Origin of the sequence: Ralstonia sp. Ralssp110 (assembly GCF_047325135.1) — a bacterium.
GTDB classification, from domain to species: domain Bacteria; phylum Pseudomonadota; class Gammaproteobacteria; order Burkholderiales; family Burkholderiaceae; genus Ralstonia; species Ralstonia mojiangensis.
Map to the genome: position 1 here is coordinate 1,689,620 of NZ_CP168609.1, position 16,663 is coordinate 1,706,282.

Here is a 16,663-nt window from a genome sequence, read left to right on the forward strand (position 1 = left end):
GACGGCCCAGCGCCGCCTTGCCGTACGACTTGTACTGTCTGCGCCGGCGCTGATCCATCAGAACCGCTTCGCTTCGTTTTGCAACGGTCTCAACATTCAGAAGACTTGCTCCCGAACATGAACGACAAACGCAAGATTCAGGTGCTGTGCATCGACGATTCCGCACTGATCCGCAGCATCCTGAAGGAGATCATCAACAGCCAGCCGGACATGGAAGTGGTGGGTGTGGCGCCCGATCCGATCATCGCGCGCGACCTCATCAAGCAGACCAATCCGGACGTGCTCACGCTGGACGTCGAAATGCCGAAGATGGACGGCCTCGACTTCCTGGAAAAGCTCATGCGCCTGCGCCCGACGCCGGTGGTCATGATCTCTTCGCTGACTGAGCGCGGTTCTGAAGCCACGCTGCGCGCGCTGGAGCTGGGCGCGGTGGATTTTGTCGCCAAGCCCAAGCTGGGCATGCGCGACGGCATGAACGAATACGCAGACCAGATTGCCGACAAGATCCGCGCGGCGGCCCGGGCAAAGCTGCGTCCGCGCGCTGCCGCACCGGTTGCAGCGGCCGGCTCGGTATCGGCATCGGCATCGGCACCCGGCGCACACGTTCGCGCGGAGCACGCAGCCGCTGCGCCGGCACCCGCGCGTACCCATTTCTCGTCGACGGAAAAGCTCATCATCGTGGGCGCTTCCACCGGCGGCACCGAGGCCATCAAGGATTTCCTGCTGGAAATGCCGCCCGATTGCCCCGGCATCCTGATCGTGCAGCACATGCCGGCGGGTTTCACCACGTCGTTCGCCAAGCGGCTGGACGGCCTGTGCCGCATCCGCGTGAAAGAAGCCGTGCACGGCGAGCGTGTGCTGCCCGGCCACGCCTACATTGCCCCGGGCGACATGCACCTGTCGCTGGGCCGCAGCGGCGCCAACTACGTCACCGAGCTGGATCAGGGCCCGCCGGTCAACCGCCATCGCCCGGCGGTGGATGTGCTGTTCCGCTCCGCCGCGCGCAACGCCGGGGCCAACGCCCTGGGCGTCATCCTCACCGGCATGGGCAAGGACGGCGCGGTCGGCATGCTGGAAATGCGCAACGCGGGTGCCTACAACGTCGCCCAGGACGAGGCGTCGTGCGTGGTCTACGGCATGCCGAAAGAGGCGGTTGCCCACGGCGGCGTGCACGAAGTTCTGCCGCTGTCGCAGATCGGCCCGCATGTGCTGGCCAAGCTGTCGGCCCATGGCCGCGTGACGCGGGTTTAACGCTGCACTTTGCGGGTACATTGGTTGCGGGGCGCAGCAGTCAGGCGCCCCAAACTATTCCAGCGCTCAAGAATCGGCCCCAGGCGCCGATAAGATTGCCAAGGAAGCCCGAAACCCCCCAATTCAGTTAGTTTGCGGAGATTGTGTCCATGGACAAGAGCCAGTACCGATTCCTCGTCGTCGACGATTTCCCGACGATGCGCCGGATCGTGCGTAACCTGCTCAAGGAACTCGGTTTTGCCAACGTCGACGAGGCCGAAGACGGCGCCGCCGGCCTGGCCAAGGTCAAGGAAGGCCGGTTCGATTTCGTGATCTCGGACTGGAACATGCCCAACATGGATGGCCTGCAGATGCTGCAGAGCATCCGTGCGGACGCCAACACCGCCATCAGCAAGCTGCCGGTGCTGATGGTGACGGCCGAGGCCAAGAAGGAAAACATCATCGCCGCTGCCCAGGCAGGTGCTAACGGCTACGTGGTCAAGCCCTTCACGGCTGCCACGTTGGACGAAAAGCTGGGCAAGATTTTCGAGAAGCTCGAAAAGGGGGCGTAATGAGCGAGATGCACGATGGCGCCCAGGCTCCTGCCGCAGAAGGCGCAGACCACGGTGACATGCCGGAAATGCTCCAGCGCATCGGCCACCTCACTCGCATGCTGCGCGAAAGCATGCGCGAGCTGGGCCTGGACAAAGGCGTCGAGAAGGCCGCCTCGGCCATTCCCGACGCACGCGACCGCCTGAACTACATCGCCAACATGACCGAGCAGGCGGCCACCCGCGTGCTCAACGCCATTGACGCGGCGCGCCCCGTGCAAGATGCACTGGAGTCCGACGCCGAGGCGCTGGTCAATCGCTGGCAGTCGTGGATGGACCGCCAACTGGGCGACGAAGAGATTCGTGCACTCGTCGGCCAGACCAACGGTTTCCTGCGCAGCGTTCCTGAAAAGACGCGCGACACGAACCAGCAGCTCATGGAAATCCTGATGGCGCAGGACTTCCAGGACTTGACCGGCCAGGTGATCAAGAAGGTGCTGGACGTGGTTCAGCTGATCGAAAGCCAGCTCGTGGGCATCCTGCTCGACAACGCGCCGGAACACCTGCGCGTGGAAGCCGCGCAAGTTGCGACGACGCTGCTCAACGGCCCGCAGATCAATCCGGACCATCCGGATGTGGTTGCGAACCAGGAACAGGTCGACGACCTGTTGGAAAGCCTCGGGTTCTGAACCCCGCGCTGGACACAACAAAACGGGCGTTGCGACGATGTGCGCAACGCCCGTTTTGTCTTTGTTTTACCCGCTGAATACGGCAAATCCCGCAAATCCCGCAAATACCGCTGCCTTCAATCCCGCAGGATGGTCCGGAACCCGATGTGCGCGGCTGGCAGATCGGCTTCCTGCGCCTCGCGTGCAGAGGCCCGGTAGCGCACGCAAAAATCCGGCGAGCACAGGAACGAGCCGCCCTTGATCACCACCGGCCGATTCGGCTGGCTGTTGTTCTGACCAAGGCGTTGCGGTTGGTCGAGCGCTGCCACGGCGCTCGTGTCGCCATTGGCGTGCGACTGGTGCGGGCCGGTATAGGCGTCGCGCGTCCATTCCCATACGTTGCCGATCATGTCGTACAGCGCAAAGTCGTTGGCGGCATAGCAGCCGACCGGGCCGATGCCGGCGCGGCCGTCCTCTGCGGTGTCCAGCACGGGAAAAATGCCCTGCCAGTAATTGGCGCCGGGTTTGCCGCTGCCATCGCGCGGGGCTTTCTCAAGATCGGCTCCGTCTCGGCCGGCCTTGCCGGCGTATTCCCACTCCGCTTCCGTCGGCAGGTCGTGGCCCAGCCAGCGGGCGTAGGCCAGTGCATCGGCCTGGGTGACGCGTGTCACGGGCTGGTTGTCGGCATCGGCAAGCTTGCTGTCGGCGCCTGTCGGGTGGCGCCAGTCCGCGCCCTTGACCCAGCGCCACCATGCATAGGGGCGTGTCTGCATCTCTGCCGAATCCGGCACGTGAAACACCACCGCGCCGCCCTGGCGCTCGGCGTCGGTCACATAGCCGGTGGCGGCCACGAAGGCGGCAAACTGCGCGTTGCTCACCTCCGTCTGGTCGATCCAGAAGCCGCGCACGCGCGTCTGGGCGGCGGTGCCACCACGCTGCGCGGGGCGTTCGTCCGGGTAGCCGAGCGTGGTGCCAAAGGTGAAGCTGCCGCTGCTCACGTGCACCATGCCGGCCCGCGTGTCCTGCCGCCAGCCGGGCGGCAACCCGGCGTAGCGTGCGCAGGCGTCGGTGGTGCCCAGCGGCAGGCGTGGGGCGCTGTGCGCGGTGACCACGTTCGCAGCGCGGGCCGCCATGTTGCCGCCGGCCGGGTGCAACGCCACGGTCGCCACCGCGGCCAGCGCCGCACCTGCCAACACCCAGCGCACGCGCCGGTACCTGCGCTGCTGTACCACGGCGCCCATCAGTAGAACCCGCGCGGGCGCAGCGGCTCCACACCGCCAACGCTGCGCATGTAGTCCTGCCATTGCTGGTACAGCGTGGCGGCCACGTCAGGGTGCTGCGCAGAGACATCGTTGGTCTCGCCACGGTCGCTGGCAATGTCGAAGAGCTGCCAGTGGCCGTCGGCCGCACCCAGCGGCGGTTCGGTCCACAGCGCCTTCCAGCGGCCGTCGGCGCTGCGCAGGTAGGCGCGGCCGTACGACTCGTCGCCAAAGGGCTGCGTGTGGATGGGCCCTGCGTCGGCAGGTTGCCGGATCGACGCCAGCAGCGACACGCCCGTCACCGGATACACCGCGCGGCCTCCGTATTGCACCTTGCCCTTGTTCTGGTCGACACCGTTGCCGTCCACGGCCGGCTGCGCGGGTGTGCTGGGTGGCGCAATGCCGGCCACGGCCAGGAAGGTGGCGGTGTTGTCGGTCACATGCGTGAAGCGCGTGATGGGCGGCAGCGCCTGGGTCTGGCCCGGCAGGCGCACGATGGCTGGCACCGAGACACCGCCTTCGGCCGCATGGCCCTTGACAAGGTTGAACGGCGTGGCGCTCACCTCGGCCCAGCGCAGGCCGTATTGCAGGCGCTGCGCGTTGGCTAGGCCGTTATCGGTGCCGAGCCTGGAGTAGACCGGGTCGGTGGCGTTGGCTTCATCGGTGGCCTTCGGGTCGGCGCCGGAGTCGATCGGCCAGCCTTCAGCGCCGTTGTCCGACTGGAACATGATGAATGTGTTGTCGTACTCGCCAATGTCTTTCAGGTGCTGGATCAACAGGCCGATGTTGTAGTCGAGGTTTTCGACCATGCCGGCGTAGATCTCCATGTAGCGCGCCTGCGCCTTGCGCTCCAGCGGCGTGAGGTCGCTCCACTTCTTGTTGACGTAGCCGGGGCCGTAGTCGGTATAGCCCTGCGCAGGGCCGTGGTTGGCGTTGATGTAGCGCGCATTGGCGGTGCCGTTGTTGGGCGATGCGGCCGAACGCGTGGTCGTGCCGGGCAGCCCGGCAAACGGCGTGAAATCGGCCGGAATGATGCCCAGCGCCTTCTGACGCGCGATGCGCGCATCGCGGATGACGTCGTAGCCCGCGTCATAGCGGCCGGCATATTTGTGCAGCCACGGGTCCGGCACCTGCAGCGGCCAGTGCGGCGACGTGTAGGCCGCATAGGCAAAGAACGGCTTGCCGTCGCCCTTGTGCGAGTCGATGTAGCTGATCAGCTTCTGCGTGTAGAAATCCGTCGAATAGAACACCGCCGGGCTGCCGCCCGCGCCGCCCGGTTGCCCCGGCTGGCCCGGTTGCACATAGGCGCCGTCTTCCGTGTAGTTCTTGGCGTTGGCGTTTTCATGGCCGAAGTGGTTGCTGGCCGCACCCGGCAGCAGCGCATACGAGCGCTCGAAACCCCACTGGTCCGGCGTCTTGCCGAGGTTGGCGGCGCTGCCCGCAATGCCGTTGCCCAGATGCCATTTGCCGGCCATGTAGGTGTGATAACCGCCGTCCTTGAGCAGTTGCGCGACCGACAGCGACCGGTCGTTCAGATAGCCCTCGTAGCCTGGCAGGCCGGCACGCTCATCGTTGGGCGCGCCCATGGTGCCTTCGCCCACCAGGTGGTGGTCGGTGCCCGAGATGAGCATCGCGCGCGTGATGGCGCAGACGGTGCCCGCGTGGTGGTTGGTCAGCAGCCGGCCCGACTGCACCAGCGCGTCGAGGTTGGGCGTGTCGATCTCGCCGCCCATGGCGTGGATGTCGGAATAGCCGAGGTCGTCGGCCATGATGTACAGGATGTTCGGCTTGCGGGCCGGTGTGTCCGGTGTGCTGTTGTCGGTACCGGCCGTGGACGTGCCGGGCGGCGAATCGCTGCCGCACGCACCGAGTGTGGCAAGGGCGGTGGCGAGCAGGGCCGCCAGCATGCGCTGGCGCAAGGGCAAGGCAGGGGAGTTGGCTCGATCGGGTGACATGACGGTTGGTCCGTTCTGCATTCTGGTTTGGAGAAGGGGTCATGCTATGGACGCCCCCTGCATAAGGCGACGAAGTTTTCCGCAGGTCGATATGACGGACAGGCGTCTTCCCGGTCGGCAGGCCGTTGCCGCGCCATTGCGAACCCCACGTCAGCTCTGAATGGACGGCGTTTGCGCCGCAGCCAGCGCCATTTCATCGAAAAACCCGCTCCGGGGCGGCTTTTTCCACGCTTCGACCAGACGGGGGTGCCGGAATAATGCAGGGGTCGGCCATGGGGCCGATGCTGTTCATTCCACCCCCTACACCCCTCGCATCCCGGCATGTCCGACGACAGCGATCTCGAAAAAACCGAACCAGCCTCTCCGAGGCGCCTCGAGCAGGCGCGCGAGGAAGGCGACGTTCCCAGATCACGGGAACTGGCTTCGTTCGCCCTGACGGCAGTGTCCGCGGGCGGTTTGTGGGTGATGGGTGACTCGATTGTGCGGGCTGCGTCGTCGTTTCTGGCGCGCTGCCTGGAGTTCCACCGCTACAACTACACCAGCGGGCAGGACCAGTGGAACTACGTCACGGGCCAGTTTATGCCGCTGGCCATGGCGCTGGGGGGGCTGATGCTGATGCTGGTGATTGCCGCGCTGTCGCCGCTGGCGCTCACGCGCGGGGCCATTTCGTTCAAGCCGCTGGCCCCCGATATTTCGCGCCTGTTCAAGCTACAGGGCCTGACGCGCATGTTCTCGCTGGAGGGGCTGATGGAGCTGCCCCGCCTGCTGATCAAGCTGTTTTTGATTGCCGGTGTGGGCTGGTTGCTGGTCCGGTATTACCGGGGTGACCTGATCGAACTCCCGCAGCAGGACCTGGGCGTGGCCATGCGCGATACCCTGCACGTGGCTGGCGTGGCCTTCCTCTGCATGGCGGCGGTGATGATGCTGGTGGCGGCCGTGGATGTGCCGCTGTCGTTGTGGCAATACGCGCGCAAGCACCGCATGACCAAGGAAGAAGTGCGCAAGGAGCACCGCGAGTCCGAAGGCGATCCGCACGTCAAGGGCCGCATCCGCAACCTGCAGCGCCAGGCGGCCCAGCGCCGCATGATGGCCGACGTGCCCAAGGCCGACGTGATCGTCACCAACCCGACGCACTACGCCGTGGCGCTGCGCTATTCCGAGAAGGAAGGCGGCGCGCCGCGCGTACTGGCCAAGGGCGCCGACATGGTGGCCGCCAAGATTCGCGAGCTGGGGACGGAGCACAAGATTCCCATTCTGGAAGCGCCCCCGCTGGCGCGTGCGCTGTACCGCCATACCGAGATCGGCCACCAGATTCCCGAAGCGCTCTACGCCGCCGTGGCCGAAGTGCTCGCCTATGTCTACCAGCTGCGCCGCCTGCATCAGGTGGGCGGCCGTGCCCCGGTGCGCCCGACCGACCTGCCGGTGCCTGCCGATATGGACCCGGGGCCGCAACCCGGCCCGGACGATGCCGATGAGGACGTCACCAGCAACGCCTGAGGGATCGGCAATCCCAACGTTGATGCTGACGCTTTCGCCGGTGAGGCCCCGAAAGGCGCTACCGCACCACGACGTTATATCGACCCGGGCGGTGCCATGCGATCACCATCGCGCTCATGGCGACTGCGCTCAGTGCCGACCACCCCACGCGGCCAGTCGGGATCACCAGGAGAGATGTCAGCAGAATCATCGAATCGATGGCCACCTGCACGATCCCCGCATTGATCCCCCGCGTGCGCTGCAGCCAGAGCGTCAGAACGCCCGTGCCGCCCACGCCGGAGCCATGCCGGGCGAGCGCCAACACCCCCATGCCGTTGAGCGTTCCGCCCACCACGGCTGCAAACAGCGGGCTCTCAAAATCGATGTGTAAGGCCTGCCGCGTCACCGCAAGCAGGAGGGTGATGCCACAACTGGCCAGCGTCGACTTGATGGCAAAACGAGGGCCCATCACGAAATAGGCGAACACGAAAAACGGCACGTTGACCAACGTGAAAATGGTGCCGACCGGCAGCGGCGCGACATACGACACGAGCAACGCGATCCCCGCAATGCCACCGGTCACGAGTCCGGCCGCGCTGAGCAGCACCACCCCCGTCACGATAAACATCATGCCGACGGCCATGCCGTAGATGTCCTCAAGCATCGTGTGTCGGGCTGCATGGGGACTGCTTGCTGCAACGGTGCTGCTTGCGTGATGAAGCTGATGGTCCATGGTGCCGCTCATCGGATGAACGGCCGGTCCGGCAAACAACCGTGTATGTCCGGTAATCCAGAGGTGGGGCGCTTCATTGAACGTTGCCTATGATCGGGTTGGTGCATCCACGCACCGGACACTGCACCACCTTCGTGCGGTGTTGCCTGGATCCGGGTCTGGTGGGCGGCGTTTCAGGATGATTTGCAAGTCCCATACCCAGCGCCCTTGGCGGCATGGCGCATACGACCAGGCCGCTGTTGCAGCGCGAGGGGGCGAAGGGGTGCGGTTGAGGAGCAGGATGGGCCCAGCTCATTTGAGTACGCGATTCTGTATGAAAGTCTGGTACGACGCACCCCGCCGGCTGCCTTGACGGCGTGAAGGGGTAGAAGCGCACCCCCCGGTGGGAGGGTATTTCAAAGAAAAGCCGCCTTTTGGGCGGCTTTCTCACGTCTTCGATTTGGCGGTGCCCCCGGCAAGATGGCATCCATCGAAAAGCCCCCCGCTGCACGCCCTCCAATGAACGCCGCACTGCTCCGAGTCACCGACATCCTGCGCAAGGGCGACTACCGCTCCGCCGCGGGCCCGGTGCTCATCATCCTGATCCTGGCGATGATGGTGCTGCCATTGCCGCCGTTCATCCTCGATCTGCTGTTCACGTTCAACATCGCGCTGTCGATCATCGTGCTGCTGATCAGCATGCACACGCTCAAGCCGCTGGATTTCTCGTCGTTCCCGAGCATCCTGCTGATCACCACGCTGATGCGGCTGTCGCTGAACGTGGCGTCCACGCGCGTGGTGCTGATGGAAGGTCACACCGGCCCCGACGCTGCCGGCAAGGTGATCGAGGCATTCGGCCACTTCCTGGTGGGCGGCAACTACACCGTCGGCATCGTGCTGTTCGTCATCCTCGTGATCATCAACTTCATGGTGATCAGCAAGGGCGCGGGCCGCATCGCCGAGGTCAGCGCGCGCTTCACGCTCGATGCGATGCCCGGCAAGCAGATGGCGATTGACGCTGACCTGAACGCCGGCCTGATCCGCGAAGACGAAGCCCGCAGGCGCCGCACGGAGATCGCCCAGGAAGCTGAATTCTTCGGCTCCATGGACGGTGCCAGCAAGTTCGTGCGCGGGGATTCGGTGGCGGGTATCGCCATCCTGCTGATCAACATCGTCGGCGGGCTGGCCGTGGGCGTGCTCCAGCACGGCATGGACGTGGGCCACGCCGCCACCAACTACACGCTGCTGACCATCGGCGACGGCCTGGTCGCGCAGATTCCCGCGCTGGTGATCTCCACCGCGGCGGGCATCATGGTGAGCCGCGTCTCCACCGACAAGGATGTCGGCCAGCAACTGTCGAGCGAGCTGTTTGCCATGCCGATGGTGCTGATGACGACCGCCGGCGTGCTGGGCCTGCTGGGCCTGGTGCCGGGCATGCCGCACATCCCGTTCGTGCTGTTTGGCGGCGGTCTGGGTTATCTGGGCTGGTATCTCAAGAAGAAGCGCGAAGTGCCCGAGGTCGAGCCCGTGCTGCAGGCCATTGCCCCGGTGGATACGCCCGAGGCGAGCTGGGACGATGTGTCGTGGGTCGATGTGCTGGGCCTGGAAATCGGTTACCGCCTGATCCCGCTGGTCGACAAGAGCCAGGACGGCGAGCTGCTGCGCCGGATCAAGGGCATCCGCAAGAAGTTCACGCAGGACATGGGTTTCCTGGCGCCGGTGGTGCATATCCGCGACAACCTGGAGCTGGGCCCGTCGTCGTACCGCATCACGCTCAAGGGCGTGGAAATCGGCCACGGCGAAGTGCAGCAGGGCAAGTTCCTCGCCATCAACCCGGGTGGCCAGGATGGCCTGGGCGGTCATGGCGGTCGCTTGGGCACGCAGCTGCCCGGCACGCCCACCGTGGACCCGACCTTTGGCCTGCCGGCCATGTGGATCAACGCCGATGTGCGCGATCGTGCGCAGGCCGAGGGCTATACCGTGGTGGATTGCAGCACGGTCATCGCCACGCACGTCAATCAGTTGATTTACACCCATAGCACCGAGCTTCTCGGCCGTTTGGAAGTCCAGCAATTGCTCGATCATTTGGGCAAGGAAGCACCGAAGCTGGTCGAAGACGTTGTGCCGAAGCTGTTGCCCGTCGCGACCGTGCAGAAGGTGCTGCAGAACCTGCTGGACGAAGGCCTGCATATCCGCGACATCCGCACCATCGTCGAGACGCTGGCGGAACACGGAGGCAGGACGCAAGACCCCGCCGAACTCACCGCCGCCGTGCGTGTGGCGCTGGGCCGGGCGATTGCCCAGCAGCTCTTCCCGAACAAGACCGAAATGCAGGTCGTCACGCTTGACCCGAATCTGGAGAACATCTTGCTGCAAAGCGTCGTTGGCTCTAACGCCGGCCCGATCGAACCGCAACTGGCTGACTCGCTCATGCAAGCAGCAGCGGACTCGTCGCGGCAGCACGAACAGATGGGTCAGACGGGCGTCCTGCTCGTACCGCCCGCACTGCGCCCGATGCTTGCCCGCCTGTTCAAGCGTGCCGCACCGAGCCTGCGCGTGCTGTCGCACGCAGAAATTCCAGATCACCGAACGATTAAGGTTGTCGCCATGCTTGGAGGCCGCGCATGAAAATGCATCGATTCACCGGACTGACGTCGCGTGACGTCCTGCGCAAAGTCCGCGACCAACTGGGCGATGGCGCTCTGATCCTGTCGAACCGCGCCATTCCGGGTGGTATCGAGATCATCGCGGCATGCGACTCGCACGTGGATGCGCTGGTCGACACGCAGTCGTCGGCGCCCAAGACGGCACAGCGCCGTCCGATGGCACCGGCCCCGATTCCCGAGCCCGCGCCGATTGCCGCTGCAACCGCAGCCGTCGTTGCCGCTCAGGCACCTGCTGAAGCGGCCCCGCAGGCCGAGGCCCCGGCGCCCAACGCGCTGGCCCGTCTGCGCAACCGCTTCATTGCTTCGCGTCGCGCCCCCGCACAGGAAGAAGCACCGGCAGCTCCGGTGGCTCCAGTCAGTCAAGCAGCCAAGCCGGCCGGCCGCACGCTGCAAACGCGCGTGGATGACGACGTGGCCTTCGGTGAAGAAGATGCGCTGGCAGCATCCACTCGCATGCTGGCCGGCCTGTCGCTGGACCGTGCCAATGCAGAGGTTGCCCAATCTGCGGCGCAGGCCCTGGCCAGCACCGCCCAGTTCATCGCCCGCCGCACCGCTGTGGAAGACGACGAGCCGGAGATGGAATCGACCGCCCGCTTTGCCGCCCGTCGCGAACAAGCGCGTGAACAGGCACGCGAGCAGGATGACCGCCCGGTTTCGCTGCGCAGCTTTGCCGAGCGCGTGGAAGCCCAGGCCCGCAACCTCCGTGCAGAACAACAGAAGGCCGAAGCCCCCGTGAACGGGCGCAGCGAGGCGCAAGCCGACGCCCGCACTGACGCCCCCAAGTCGTCCGACATTTTCGTCCGCGTGGAGGACACGATGGCCAAGCCCGAAGCCCCGCGTGACGACGTGAGCCTGCAGCGCTCGGCCATCCAGGCCGACGTGAAGGAAAGCATCCGCGCCGAGACCGACGTGATGACCCGCCGCATGGTCGGCGAGATCGAAACGCTCAAGAGCACGCTGAACGACGCCATGTCGAGCCTGGCCTCGCTGGGCGTCAAGCTGGGCGACCCGGTGCGTACGCGCCTGTTCCAGACCATGCTCAACGCAGGCTTCTCGGCACAGCTCACGCGCTACGTGCTGGAGAACATGCCGCAGCACGACTCGTATGAAGGCGCGCTGGATTTCGTGCAGCGCGCGATTGAAAAGAACCTGACCACCGTGTCGGATGAAAACAGCCTGCTCGACCAGGGCGGCGTGTTTGCCCTGATGGGCCCGACCGGCGTGGGCAAGACCACCACGACCGCCAAGCTGGCCGCGCGCTTCGTGCTGCGCCATGGCGCATCGCGTGTGGCACTGCTCTCGACCGACAGCTACCGGATCGGCGGCCATGAACAACTGCGCATCTACGGCAAGATCCTGGGCGTCTCGGTGCATGCCGTGAAAGACGCGCAAGACCTGAGCTTGGCGCTGAACGATCTGCGCGAGAAGCACGTGGTGCTGATCGATACCATCGGCATGAGCCAGCGCGACCGCGCCGTGTCGGAGCAGATGGCGATGCTGCATGCCGTGGGTCCTTCGATCAAGCGCCTGCTGCTGCTGAACGCTGCAAGCAACGGCAAGACGCTCGACGAAGTCGTGGGTGCCTACCGCGACGCCAACCTGGCCGGCTGCATCCTGACCAAGATCGACGAGGCTGCCTCCGTGGGCCACGCGATGGACGTGATGATCCGCCGCCGCCTGCCGCTGCACTACGTGTCGTACGGCCAGCGTGTGCCGGAGGACATTGCGGTGCCGAACAAGAAGCTGCTGATCCATCGCTCGTTCCGGGCTGGTGCGGAGCAGTCGTCGTTCACGCTGGATTCGGATGAATCGTTGCTCGTGGCGCAAGGCGCTGCGCGTAACCGCGAACCTGGCCTGGCCGCTTTCGATTTCGCCTGACAAGGGGGCGACCATGACGACGCCATTCGCCAAGGATCAAGCCGCAGGGCTGCGGCGCATGCTCGGTCATGCCGCTGCCCGCCGTGTGCTGGTGATCGGTGCGGAAGAGCAGGTCGATGACTTTGTCGACAACCTGCGCATCGCGCTGTCCGCCATGGGCCGCGACACGGCCGTGGTGAACGCCCAGACCATGCTGGCCATGGCCGGGGTGCTCGAGCAGCACGACGAGACGGCGGATGTGACGCTCGTGGCGGCGCATTTCGGAACGCGTGCGTTGAGCACCGCAGCCGAAGCCTGCGACGACGTGCTGCTGACCTTCTCCGATGGCCCGGAAGGCATCAAGAGCGCGTACACGCTGCTCAAGAAAACCGCCGTGCTGCAAGGCAGCGCTGGCATCCGCACCGTGGTGTGCGGCGCGCATTCGGTGGATTCCGCCGTGCGCGTGTTCGGCAACCTGGCCAATACCGTGGGCCAGTACCTGAACACCCGTATCGATTTCGCCGGCTACCTCCCTGAGGACCGGCACGTAGAACTTGCGCTCTCGCTCGGCAAGCCCGTAGCGAGCGCGTTTCCCGCATCGCCTTCGGCCATGGCTTTCCGCCAGCTTGCCGAAGAAATGTTGAGCTGGGCCAGCGCCGAGGCCCAAGCCGGTGATGGCAGTGCGCCGTCGCGGGTGGTCATGTCGGCGCGGGCACCGGCTGAGGAGCCGGCAGATGAATCGGCGCAAGCAACGTCAATGTCGGCATCGACTTCGACTGCGACGCCCCGCGCCACCGCACGCGCGGCCGAATTGGTTTATTGAGGCGCAGCATGAACGAAGCGTCAAAGGCAGGCATGAATATGTACACCGCAACCGGTCGCAAGACCAAGTCCGACGAGATGGCCATGTACGCACCGCTGGTGCGTCGCATTGCCAACCAGATGATGGTCAAGCTGCCCGCCAGCGTTGAGCTGGACGACCTGATCCAGGCCGGCATGATGGGCTTGCTCGACGCGCTGTCGCGCTATGAGGAAACGCAGGGTGTGCAGTTCGAGTTCTACGCAGCCCAGCGTATTCGCGGCGCGATCCTGGATGAACTGCGTGGCTCCGACTGGCTGCCGCGCGGCCTGCGCCGCAACGCACGGACGATCGAGCAGGCGATCCAGAAGCTGCAGCAGCAGAAGGGCCGCGCGCCCACCGAAACCGAGATTGCCGCCGCACTGGGCATGTCGCTGGCCGAATACCAGAAGCAACTGGTCGACCTGCAAGGCAGCCAGCTGCTGTATTACGAAGATTTCGACCGCGAAGACGCTGACGCCTTCATCGAGAACCGCGCGCCCGAGAACGACGCCACGCCGCTGGACCAACTGCTGGACCACGACCTGCGCGAATCGGTTGTTGCTGCCATCGAGGCGCTGCCCGAGCGCGAAAAACTCATGATGAGCCTGTACTACGAGCAGGATCTGAACCTGCGTGAAATCGGCGCCGTGATGGGCGTGTCGGAATCGCGCGTGTGCCAGATCCACAGCCAGGCCATCGCCCGCATCCGCTCGCGCCTGCGTGATCGCGCATGGCTGCCGACGCCAACCTGATCTGATGTCAACCGAGCGCCGCCGCCTTTAGCCCGCGACGCTTGGTCTGTGCTTGACCTGCCAGTTTCTTACTGCGCGGCCAGCGAGTCATTTCGCGGCCGCGCTTTTTCTTTTGGGGCGTCGGTCACAAGGCGTGAGACGGCGGAATCCCACACTCGGGTCTCGCCATGCTTGAAGAGCACGAAACGCTCGGCAGGCACGTCGGCCGCTTTCAGCGCATTGGCAAGGTCTGTGATGGGCTGGTCCAGCGCTTCGTCCGTCAGCTCGAACGTGCCCCAGTGGATGCCCACTGCCTGCCGTGCACCGATGTCTTGCATGACCTGCACGGCTTCGGTCGGGTCGATGTGCTGTGCCTTCATGAACCAGCGCGGCTCGTAGGCGCCCACGGCAATGGCGGCCACATCGAAGTAGCCGAAGCGCGTACCAATGTCGCGTGTATCTTGCGAATAGCCCAGATCACCCGAGAACCAGAAACGCAGGCGCGGATGCAGCAGCGCCCAGCTGCCCCACAGCGTGTGGTTGCGGTCGTACAGGCCGCGTGCGGACCAGTGCTGCACGGCGCAGAAGTGCGCGGTGAAGGGGCCGAATCGGGCTTCGTCGTCCCAGTCGAACGCGCGCACGTTGGGGTTGTCGCCGCCCAGGCGCGTGCCGCGCACGTTGCGCGCAAACCAGCGGTCGATGCCCAGCGGCACGAAGAACATGGGTGCGCCGCCCGGCTGGCGCATCAGCGCGCGCACGCTGGCGCGGTCCAGATGGTCGTAGTGGTTGTGCGAGAGCAGCACCAGGTCGATATGTGGCAACTGCTTGAGCGACAGCCCCGGCGGCTGATGGCGGCGCGGCCCGGCAAACGGCAGCGGCGAGGCACGCTTGGAGAACACCGGGTCGGTCAGCACGTTCAGCCCGTCGATCTGCAGCAGCAGCGTTTCGTGGCCGATCCAGGTGAGTTGCGGCAGCGCGGGCGGTTGGTGGATGGCGCCGAGGTTGGGTGCGATGCAGGAGAGGTCTTGCGTGGGCGGCTTGGGCAGCTTCAGGCGGCGGCGCTCGCGTTGCCATTGCCAGAAATCGGCGTCGGGGCGCGGGTGCGGATAGCGATTGCGGAATCCGTCCGGCGTGTGGTGCGGCTTGGCAGGGTTGTAATCGGGATTCTTCATGGGCGAAGTGTTCCGGGGTGGCGGGGCGGACTGTCTGAAGTCATGCCTGGTGGCGCATAGCTTACGCAAGTACGGCGTGGACGTCCGCGCGGTGCCGTCGTTATCATCGTCCAGTCGTAGACAGTGCCATGCGCTGAGCGTGTCGTCGCGTGCCGGATGGTGGCGCAGACAACGCATTCGCGCCTCGAGCCTTGAACCTCGAGCCTGTCGCATCCGCCACATTCCACTGCCCCGCGCCCATGGATTCCGCCCCCGCCCGAAGCAATCCACCGTCCGGCCCGCTCTCAGCCGTGCTGTACCGAGACCGCCTGCACGCCAGCAATTGGTTTGGCGGGCTGGGCAAGCCCCTGCAAGAACTCCTCATCGACATGGCGATCGTGCGCCGGCTGGCCGATGGGGAGGTGCTGTTTCGCCGCGGCGATCCGCCCGACGGGCTGTATTGCGTGGTGGAAGGCGGCATTCGCGTGCGCGCCACCACGGCCGACGGCCGCGAGGCGCTGCTGGCCGTGCTGGAACCTGTGAACTGGTTTGGCGAGATCGGCGTGTTCGACAATCAGGCGCGCACACATGATGCGCGGGGCGAGGGCGATACGGTGTTGCTGCACATGCCGCAAACCGCGCTGATGGATTTGCTCGAACGTGCGCCGCAGCACACGCACGCTTTTGCGTTGCTCCTGACGCACAAGCTGCGTCTGGCTTTTTCCGTGCTTGAAGAAACGGCGCTGCTGCCGGCATCCGTGCGCGTGGCGCGGCGCCTGCTGCTGATGGCGGCCGGCTACGGCGATTTGCGCCTCGGCACCCGCCGCGTGCTTCGCGTGCCGCAGGAGCAGCTTGCCTTGCTGCTCGCGCTGTCACGCCAGACGGTCAATCTCGTGCTCAAGGATTTTCAGGCGCGCGGCATTCTCAGGGTCGCCTATGGCGAGATCGAATTGCTCGACCTGCCTGGCCTGCGCGATATCGCCAAGGGGTGAGCCCGCGCAGGCCGCATCCGATTACCGCCGCAACAGGCCTGCCAGCCCAATCGAAAAGTCCAGGCCCGCGCCGATCGCGCACTGGAACGTCTGCGGCGCGGACACAGCCTGGTACGTCAGCGGCGAAAGGAACGACACGGTTACCGTGGCCTTGTCGTCTGGCGTTACGCGGTACTGCGCGAGTTCCAGCACCGGTGTGCCGTCAGGGCGCAGCGTCAGATGCTGGTTAGAGAAGCCGATGTTGCTGCCTTCGATTTCCATGAAGTCGCGCACCGCAAAACCGCCATGCACCACCGGAGCGGCTGCCTTGGCGCCGGCGCCTTGTCCATTGGGACATTGCGATGGCGAGAAGACCGCCGTGACCGGAATGCCCGAGAACAACTCTGTACGCAAGACGTCGTAATGCGACACCGCCAGGCGCGGTGCAACTTGTGCCTGTGCGAGCTGAGGCGCCGTCGTCAGTGCCGTCAAGGCTGCGCACATCAAGGCGACGCGCAGGGCGGGTAGGGTGGAACGGAATGCGTGGTGGTTCGACATGAAGCGTGCTCCGGAGGGAAGGGGAATGTGCAGCGTA

General features: G+C 65.4%; 14 protein-coding genes. 9 read left to right on the plus strand and 5 right to left on the minus strand.

Annotated elements, in window-relative coordinates:
* Positions 1 to 117: 117 nt before the first annotated feature.
* The 3 genes from ACEN9T_RS08155 to cheZ all read left to right on the plus strand — a co-directional run bounded on the left by ACEN9T_RS08155 (position 118) and on the right by cheZ (position 2,470).
* Entirely contained in the window at positions 118 to 1,251 is a 1,134-nt protein-coding gene (locus ACEN9T_RS08155; RefSeq protein ID WP_092972199.1) for a protein-glutamate methylesterase/protein-glutamine glutaminase, read from the plus strand.
* A 149-nt stretch (positions 1,252 to 1,400) separates the two neighbouring features.
* Positions 1,401 to 1,802, plus strand: a complete 402-nt coding sequence (gene cheY, locus ACEN9T_RS08160) for a chemotaxis response regulator CheY (RefSeq protein ID WP_004627759.1) — start codon at positions 1,401 to 1,403, stop codon at positions 1,800 to 1,802.
* Positions 1,802 to 2,470 carry a protein phosphatase CheZ gene (gene cheZ, locus ACEN9T_RS08165; RefSeq protein ID WP_092972198.1) on the plus strand — a complete coding sequence of 223 codons (669 nt, stop codon included), beginning with the start codon at positions 1,802 to 1,804 and terminating at the stop codon, positions 2,468 to 2,470. The genes cheY and cheZ overlap by 1 nt, the downstream gene beginning before the upstream one ends.
* A gap of 116 nt (positions 2,471 to 2,586) precedes the next feature.
* Here cheZ and ACEN9T_RS08170 read toward each other — a convergent pair whose 3' ends face one another.
* On the minus strand, positions 2,587 to 3,690 hold the full coding sequence (locus tag ACEN9T_RS08170; RefSeq protein WP_413706060.1) for a formylglycine-generating enzyme family protein: 1,104 nt from the start codon (positions 3,688 to 3,690) through the stop codon (positions 2,587 to 2,589).
* Positions 3,690 to 5,615 (minus strand): arylsulfatase, encoded by a 1,926-nt coding sequence (locus ACEN9T_RS08175; protein ID WP_413706609.1) that lies wholly within the window; start codon positions 5,613 to 5,615, stop codon positions 3,690 to 3,692. Before ACEN9T_RS08175 ends, ACEN9T_RS08170 begins: the two co-directional genes overlap by 1 nt.
* Positions 5,616 to 5,984: 369 nt before the next feature.
* On the opposite strand from ACEN9T_RS08175, the gene flhB reads away from it, so the two are divergent.
* A complete protein-coding gene (gene flhB / locus ACEN9T_RS08180) occupies positions 5,985 to 7,160 on the plus strand; it encodes a flagellar biosynthesis protein FlhB (protein ID WP_092972195.1) in 1,176 nt (391 codons plus the stop codon).
* A 58-nt stretch (positions 7,161 to 7,218) separates the two neighbouring features.
* On the opposite strand, the gene ACEN9T_RS08185 is transcribed toward flhB, so the two are convergent.
* Positions 7,219 to 7,782: a YitT family protein gene (locus ACEN9T_RS08185; protein ID WP_413706061.1), complete on the minus strand. Its 564-nt coding sequence runs from the start codon at positions 7,780 to 7,782 to the stop codon at positions 7,219 to 7,221.
* Positions 7,783 to 8,370: 588 nt separating this feature from the next.
* Here ACEN9T_RS08185 and flhA point away from each other — a divergent pair.
* The 4 genes from flhA to ACEN9T_RS08205 are packed head-to-tail and all read left to right on the plus strand — an operon-like array spanning position 8,371 to position 13,967.
* A complete protein-coding gene (flhA, locus tag ACEN9T_RS08190; protein WP_252694455.1) occupies positions 8,371 to 10,479 on the plus strand; it encodes a flagellar biosynthesis protein FlhA in 2,109 nt (702 codons plus the stop codon).
* Complete coding sequence (gene flhF, locus ACEN9T_RS08195; protein WP_413706062.1) at positions 10,476 to 12,395, plus strand: flagellar biosynthesis protein FlhF; 1,920 nt, start codon at positions 10,476 to 10,478, stop codon at positions 12,393 to 12,395. Before flhA ends, flhF begins: the two co-directional genes overlap by 4 nt.
* Before the next feature lie 13 nt (positions 12,396 to 12,408).
* On the plus strand, positions 12,409 to 13,197 hold the full coding sequence (locus ACEN9T_RS08200; RefSeq protein WP_092972322.1) for a MinD/ParA family protein: 789 nt from the start codon (positions 12,409 to 12,411) through the stop codon (positions 13,195 to 13,197).
* Between the two features lie 8 nt (positions 13,198 to 13,205).
* Positions 13,206 to 13,967 carry an RNA polymerase sigma factor FliA gene (locus ACEN9T_RS08205; protein WP_045201919.1) on the plus strand — a complete coding sequence of 254 codons (762 nt, stop codon included), beginning with the start codon at positions 13,206 to 13,208 and terminating at the stop codon, positions 13,965 to 13,967.
* Positions 13,968 to 14,035: 68 nt separating this feature from the next.
* On the opposite strand, the gene ACEN9T_RS08210 is transcribed toward ACEN9T_RS08205, so the two are convergent.
* Positions 14,036 to 15,118: an MBL fold metallo-hydrolase gene (locus ACEN9T_RS08210; RefSeq protein WP_413706063.1), complete on the minus strand. Its 1,083-nt coding sequence runs from the start codon at positions 15,116 to 15,118 to the stop codon at positions 14,036 to 14,038.
* Positions 15,119 to 15,357: 239 nt separating this feature from the next.
* Here ACEN9T_RS08210 and ACEN9T_RS08215 point away from each other — a divergent pair, with 239 nt between their 5' ends.
* Positions 15,358 to 16,089, plus strand: a complete 732-nt coding sequence (locus ACEN9T_RS08215; protein ID WP_413706064.1) for a Crp/Fnr family transcriptional regulator — start codon at positions 15,358 to 15,360, stop codon at positions 16,087 to 16,089.
* Positions 16,090 to 16,110: 21 nt separating this feature from the next.
* Here ACEN9T_RS08215 and ACEN9T_RS08220 read toward each other — a convergent pair whose 3' ends face one another.
* Positions 16,111 to 16,626 carry a VirK family protein gene (locus tag ACEN9T_RS08220; protein WP_092972190.1) on the minus strand — a complete coding sequence of 172 codons (516 nt, stop codon included), beginning with the start codon at positions 16,624 to 16,626 and terminating at the stop codon, positions 16,111 to 16,113.
* Positions 16,627 to 16,663 lie beyond the last annotated feature (37 nt).

Coding starts and splice junctions, on each gene's coding strand:
- flhF (WP_413706062.1), top strand. CDS start 10,476: ATGAAAATGCATCGATTCACCGGACTGACGTCGCGTGACGTCCTGCGC.
- cheZ (WP_092972198.1), top strand. CDS start 1,802: ATGAGCGAGATGCACGATGGCGCCCAGGCTCCTGCCGCAGAAGGCGCA.
- ACEN9T_RS08175 (WP_413706609.1), bottom strand. CDS start 5,615: ATGCTGGCGGCCCTGCTCGCCACCGCCCTTGCCACACTCGGTGCGTGC.
- flhA (WP_252694455.1), top strand. CDS start 8,371: ATGAACGCCGCACTGCTCCGAGTCACCGACATCCTGCGCAAGGGCGAC.
- ACEN9T_RS08205 (WP_045201919.1), top strand. CDS start 13,206: ATGAACGAAGCGTCAAAGGCAGGCATGAATATGTACACCGCAACCGGT.
- ACEN9T_RS08185 (WP_413706061.1), bottom strand. CDS start 7,782: ATGGCCGTCGGCATGATGTTTATCGTGACGGGGGTGGTGCTGCTCAGC.
- ACEN9T_RS08220 (WP_092972190.1), bottom strand. CDS start 16,626: ATGTCGAACCACCACGCATTCCGTTCCACCCTACCCGCCCTGCGCGTC.
- ACEN9T_RS08215 (WP_413706064.1), top strand. CDS start 15,358: ATGGATTCCGCCCCCGCCCGAAGCAATCCACCGTCCGGCCCGCTCTCA.
- ACEN9T_RS08200 (WP_092972322.1), top strand. CDS start 12,409: ATGACGACGCCATTCGCCAAGGATCAAGCCGCAGGGCTGCGGCGCATG.
- flhB (WP_092972195.1), top strand. CDS start 5,985: ATGTCCGACGACAGCGATCTCGAAAAAACCGAACCAGCCTCTCCGAGG.
- ACEN9T_RS08170 (WP_413706060.1), bottom strand. CDS start 3,690: ATGGGCGCCGTGGTACAGCAGCGCAGGTACCGGCGCGTGCGCTGGGTG.
- cheY (WP_004627759.1), top strand. CDS start 1,401: ATGGACAAGAGCCAGTACCGATTCCTCGTCGTCGACGATTTCCCGACG.
- ACEN9T_RS08155 (WP_092972199.1), top strand. CDS start 118: ATGAACGACAAACGCAAGATTCAGGTGCTGTGCATCGACGATTCCGCA.
- ACEN9T_RS08210 (WP_413706063.1), bottom strand. CDS start 15,118: ATGAAGAATCCCGATTACAACCCTGCCAAGCCGCACCACACGCCGGAC.